5 protein-coding genes and 2 pseudogenes are annotated in these 5,423 nt (G+C 68.3%); 6 read left to right on the forward strand and 1 reads right to left on the reverse strand.

Annotated elements, in window-relative coordinates; genetic code table 11:
• From J7E68_RS10200 to J7E68_RS19785, 5 genes and pseudogenes are all read left to right on the forward strand, one after another.
• Positions 1-241, forward strand: a pseudogene (locus J7E68_RS10200) (transcriptional regulator); the annotation flags it as partial.
• Between the two features lie 39 nt (positions 242-280).
• Positions 281-2,614 (forward strand): phosphoribosylformylglycinamidine synthase subunit PurL, encoded by a 2,334-nt coding sequence (gene purL, locus J7E68_RS10205; protein WP_215172250.1) that lies wholly within the window; start codon positions 281-283, stop codon positions 2,612-2,614.
• Positions 2,611-2,757 (forward strand): hypothetical protein, encoded by a 147-nt coding sequence (locus J7E68_RS10210; RefSeq protein WP_215172252.1) that lies wholly within the window; start codon positions 2,611-2,613, stop codon positions 2,755-2,757. Before purL ends, J7E68_RS10210 begins: the two co-directional genes overlap by 4 nt.
• Positions 2,758-3,004: 247 nt before the next feature.
• Positions 3,005-3,118: pseudogene (locus J7E68_RS20400) on the forward strand (DUF2786 domain-containing protein); the annotation flags it as partial.
• Positions 3,119-3,233: 115 nt separating this feature from the next.
• A complete protein-coding gene (locus J7E68_RS19785) occupies positions 3,234-3,704 on the forward strand; it encodes a hypothetical protein (RefSeq protein ID WP_251048868.1) in 471 nt (156 codons plus the stop codon).
• 39 nt (positions 3,705-3,743) lie between these two features.
• On the opposite strand, the gene J7E68_RS10220 is transcribed toward J7E68_RS19785, so the two are convergent.
• Positions 3,744-4,313 carry a TetR/AcrR family transcriptional regulator gene (locus J7E68_RS10220; RefSeq protein ID WP_311416810.1) on the reverse strand — a complete coding sequence of 190 codons (570 nt, stop codon included), beginning with the start codon at positions 4,311-4,313 and terminating at the stop codon, positions 3,744-3,746.
• A 72-nt stretch (positions 4,314-4,385) separates the two neighbouring features.
• Here J7E68_RS10220 and J7E68_RS10225 point away from each other — a divergent pair.
• The coding region (locus J7E68_RS10225; protein WP_215172258.1) for an MMPL family transporter at positions 4,386-5,423 on the forward strand (1,038 nt) is incomplete at its 3' end.

Raw genomic sequence — 5,423 nt, forward strand, 5'->3', positions numbered from 1 at the left:
GCCCGCCCACGAGGTCGCGCACTGGATCGGCCGCGACGGCACGGTCGAGGCGATCGACGACCTGTCGTGCCGCGTGACCGTCGGGTCGTGGTCGTGGGTCGGCATCCTCGCGTCGATCGCCCGCTTCGATGCGCCCTTCACGGTCGTCGGTCCGCCTGCTCTGGCTGAGGCCGCGACCACGCTCGCCGCCCGCTTCGCCGCCGCATCCCGACCGGCCGTGGGCCACGGCATCCCCCGGTAGACTTGCCATGCCCCGCCGGCCCCTCATCTAGGAGTGCGCGTGACCACCGCCCCTGCACCTGCCCACAAGCACGTCCCCGACTCCGTCGAGAACGCGACCGCGACTCCGGAGAAGGAGCAGCCGTACGCAGCGCTGGGCCTCAAGGACGACGAGTACGCCCGCATCAAGGAGATCCTGGGCCGCCGCCCGACCTCCGGCGAGCTGGCCATGTACTCCGTCATGTGGTCGGAGCACTGCTCGTACAAGTCGTCGAAGAACTACCTGCGCCGCTTCGGCCAGAAGGTCTCGGACGAGATGAAGGAACGCCTCATGGTGGGCATGGGCCAGAACGCGGGCGTCATCGACGTCGGCGAGGGCTGGGCCGTCACCTTCAAGGCCGAGTCGCACAACCACCCCTCGTTCATCGAGCCGTTCCAGGGTGCGGCCACGGGCGTCGGCGGCATCGTCCGCGACATCATCTCGATGGGCGCGCGCCCGGTCGCGATCATGGACGCTCTCCGCTTCGGCGCGATCGACCACCCCGACACCGCCCGCGTCGTGCACGGCGTCACCAGCGGCATCAGCTTCTACGGCAACTGCCTGGGCCTGCCGAACATCGGCGGCGAGACGGTCTTCGACTCCGTCTACCAGGCCAACCCGCTCGTCAACGCGCTCGCGGTCGGCGTGCTCCGCCATGAGGACCTCAAGCTCGCCAACGCCACCGGCGTCGGCAACAAGGTCGTGCTGTTCGGCGCCCGCACGGGTGGCGACGGCATCGGCGGCGCCAGCATCCTGGCATCCGACTCGTTCGATTCCACCGGTCCGACCAAGCGCCCCGCGGTGCAGGTGGGCGACCCGTTCGCCGAGAAGGTGCTCATCGAGTGCTGCCTCGAGCTCTACCGCGACGAGCTCGTCGAGGCGATCCAAGACCTCGGTGCCGCCGGAATCTCGTGCGCGACCAGCGAGCTCGCGGCCAACGGCAACAGCGGTATGAAGGTCTCGCTCGACAACGTGCTGCTGCGCGACCCGTCGCTCACGGCTGAGGAGATCCTCATGTCGGAGTCGCAGGAGCGCATGATGGCGATCGTCGCCCCCGAGAAGCTCGACGCGTTCCTCGCGGTCGTGAAGAAGTGGGACGTCGAGACGTCGGTGCTCGGCGAGGTCACCGGAGACGGCCGCCTCATCATCGACTGGCAGGGCGAGCGCATCGTCGACGTCGATCCCTCGACCGTCGCGGTCGACGGCCCGGTCTACGACCGCCCGGTCGCGTACCCGACGTGGATCGACGCGCTGCAGGCGGATGCCGCCGAGAACCTGCCCCGCTCGAACGACCCCGAGGTGCTGCGCGAGCAGTTCCTCAGCCTGGTCGCCTCGCCGAACCTCGCCGACACCCGCTGGATCACCAACCAGTACGACTACTACGTGCTCGGCAACACGGCCCTCTCGTTCCCCGACGACGCCGGCATGATCCGCGTCGACGAGGAATCGGGTCTCGGCTTCGCGATCTCGACCGACGCCAACGGCCGCTACTGCCAGCTCGACCCGTATGCCGGTGCACAGCTGGCCCTCGCCGAGGCGTACCGCAACGTCGCCGTCACGGGCGCCGTGCCCACCGCGATCACCGACTGCCTGAACTTCGGCTCTCCCGAGAACCCCGAGGTCATGTGGCAGTTCGGGCAGACCGTCGACGGCCTGGCCGACGGATGCTACGAGCTCGGCACCCCGGTCACCGGTGGCAACGTCTCGTTCTACAACCAGACCGGCGACGTGCCGATCCACCCGACCCCCCTCGTCGGCGTGCTCGGAATCATCGACGACGTCTCGCGCCGCATCCCCTCGGGATGGCAGGACGAAGGCCAGAACATCTACCTGCTCGGCACCACCTCGACCGAGCTCTCGGGCTCGGCGTGGGCCGAGACCGTGCACCAGCACCTCGGTGGACTGCCGCCGAAGGTCGACCTCGCGGGCGAGAAGCGCCTCGCAGGTCTGCTCGGCGCTGCCCGCGACGAGTGGCTGATCTCGTCGGCGCACGACGTGTCGGAGGGTGGCCTCGCGCAGGCTCTCGCCGAGGGCGTCTCGCGCTTCGGAGTCGGCGCGCGCGTCTGGCTCAACGAGATCATCGAGAGCAACGGTGTGGATGCCGCATCCGCCCTGTTCTCCGAGTCGACCGGTCGCGTCATCGTGACCGTGCCGCGCGAAGACGACGTCAAGTTCCGTGGACTGTGCGAAGGCCGGGGCTACCCGGTGATGCGCATCGGCGTGACCGACTCCGAGGGCGCGAAGCTCGAGGTGCAGGGTGTCTTCACGGTTCCGATCGCCGAGATCCGCGAGCGCTCGCAGGCCACGCTGCCCGCGGCCTTCGGCCCGACGGTCGCCGAGCCGGTCAGCGCATGATCGAGCTCAGCCGGCCCGACGACGACTACGGCGACCTCGGTGAGAAGCGCAACCGTCGCATCCGCATCGTCGCCTGGACGGTCATCATCGCCCTGATCCTCGGCGGTGGCGGGGCGACCGTGCTGACACTCCTCTTCGGCTGAGACTTTCTCTTCGGGCGGCGGTTTTCCGGTTCGTCTTGGGTGGCCCGTGTGCATGCTCAGATCACAGATGGATGCCCAGAACCGCGTTCTGAGCATCCATCTGTGATTTCGGCATGCACCTGTGCCGGTGACCTGTCCTGCACCGGGCATCCGTGATCTGACCTTCTCCACAGGCCCCGGAAAAGAGCCTCTGAATGTAGGTACCCCCGCGAAGGATCCGAGGCATCACAGATCCAAGGGGGATGCCATGACCGAAGCCAAGCTCGACCTCATCGCGAAACTGCTCGCCAAGGCCGAGAGCACGACGCCCGAAGAGGCCGAGGCGCTGACCGAACACGCCGAGCGACTGATCGTGAAGTACGGCATCGAACAGGCGCAGATCGACGAGAGACGAGGGCTCCTGGGCCAGACCCAGGAGCAGATCGTCACNNTTCCGCGGCGTCTACGCGAAGGACCTCCGCGAGGTCGGAATCGGCGTGGCCAGAGGGCTCGGAGCCGTGCGTCCGCTGCTCGCCGAGTACCCGCCGATCGCGGGCCTGCTGCTGGTCGGGCACGCATCCGATGTGACGCAGGTTCAGACGCTGACGGCCAGTCTGCAGGTGCAGGCGACGGTCGCGATGCGGGCGTGGTGGCTCGCGCACCGCCACTTCTACGTCGGCCAGCGCGAGGGTGTGAAGCGGCGGGCGCGCAGCGGCTTCATCCGGGGCTTCGCCGTGGGCGCCATGAACCGGATCGAGGAGAGTCGACGGGTCGCGGTGGAAGAGAGCGGAGCCGGGACGGAGCTCGTGCTCATCTCACGCCGCAGCCGAGTGGATGCCGCGGTCGACGAGATGGCGACCACGCACTCGCGGCGGCGGCGCGGGGCGGATGCCGGCTCGTTCGCTCACGGACACAGGTCGGGCCTGCAGGCTCAGACAGGTGGTGGCAGAGCGGTCGCGGCGCGATGACCGCGCTCATGACCGAGCCCGCTCCCGCTCCCGCCGTGGTCAGCGGGAGAAGAAGAAGCGGGTCAGTTGCACGATCGACTCGGGGTCGTGGTGCTCGCGCCCCAGCGACTCGACGATGATCGCGCCGAGAATGGCTCGACCCAGCTGCTCGACGGGGGCGTTCTCGGCGAGCTGTCCGTCGCGGATGCCACCGCGGATGCGCTCCGTGAGGTGCTTCTCGACGCCAAGGCTGTCGCCGAGGTGCGCTCCGACGCCGGCATCTTCGGTGGCCGCCGCGACGAGCGAACGCAGCAGAGCCCCTCCCTCGGGGGCTTCGAGGATCGAGAGCACGCTGCGCAGCCAGGTCTCGACATCGGCGGCGAGGTCTCCGGTGTCGGGCACGACGAAGTCGACGGGGATGAGGCGGCCCTCGGCGAGGCATTCTCCGATCAGCGCGCCCCGAGAGGGCCACCACCGGTAGATGGTCTGCTTGCCGACGCCGGCCTCTTTCGCGATCCCCTCGATCGTGAGACGGTCGTATCCCTGATTGTGGAACAGCCGAGCGGTCGCGTCGAGGATCGCCTCCCGGGCAGCCGTGCTGCGCACAGGCCCGCTTCGATGCTCGTTCACCACTCGTTCAGGATAACCACAGAACACTAGACGAGACGCCCCGTATGATCTATTCGTCTGAAGGAGATCGTTTTGGCATCACTGCTTTTCCGCCTGGGTTCGTTCGCTGCACGCAAGGCATGGACGGTGATCGTCTCGTGGGTGATTATCCTCGGCCTGGGCGTCGGCGCGTTCCTCACCCTCGGCGGCACGCTGAGCAACAGCTTCGACATCCCGGGCACAGCCTCGGGCGAGGTCACCGACCAGCTCGCCGAAAAGCTGCCCGATACCGCAGGCGGCACCGGCACGGTGGTCTATCAGACGACTGACGGCTCGGCCTTCACCGAGACGCAGAAGCTCGAGATCTCGAAGCTCGCAGCGAGCGCCGAAGACCTCGACGGCGTGGCGTCGGTGATCGACCCCTTCGACGCACAGCAGCAGCAGGCCGTGCAGGCGCAGGACCTCGCCGACGGCAAGGACCAGATCGAGGGCGGTCGGGCGCAGCTCGACGCCGGACAGACGCAGCTCGATGACGGTCGCGCGCAGCTCGAGGCGGGCCTCGAGCAGTTGACTACGGCTCGGTCGCAGGCCGAGGCGGGCGGCGCTCCGGCCGACCAGCTCGCGGCGCTGGATTCGCAGATCGATGCGCTGAACGCACAGGCCGCCGAGCTCGACGACCAGCAGAAGACCATCGACGACTCGCGCGCCGAGCTCGACGCGAACGCCGAGAAGGTCGACCTCGGCTCCACTCTCCTCGACCTCACGAACGGCATCGGCGTCGTCTCGGAAGACGGCTCGACCGCGATCGTCAACGTCTCGTTCGAAGATCCCCGCCTCGAGCTCTCGGAAGAGGTCAAGGAAGGCACCATCGAGCACTTCGAGTCGTCGCCGATCGACGGCGTCGAGGTCGACTTCGGCACCGACATCGCGCAGGGCGTGCCCGAGATCTTCGGCGTCGGCGAGGCCATCGGTCTCGCTTTCGCGGCCGTCGTGCTGATCGTGATGCTCGGATCCCTCATCGGCGCTGCGCTGCCGATCGTCACGGCTGTCGTCGGCGTGGGTGTCGGCGTGACCGCATCCCTCGCCTTCTCGGGCGTCGTCGACATGGCATCCGTCACCACGGTGCTGGGT

The organism is Microbacterium sp. ISL-103, from assembly GCF_018613995.1.
Classification (GTDB): domain Bacteria; phylum Actinomycetota; class Actinomycetes; order Actinomycetales; family Microbacteriaceae; genus Microbacterium.

Bases quoted from the DNA above. Each gene is read 5' to 3' on its own strand.
- J7E68_RS10210 (WP_215172252.1), top strand. From the start codon at position 2,611: ATGATCGAGCTCAGCCGGCCCGACGACGACTACGGCGACCTCGGTGAG.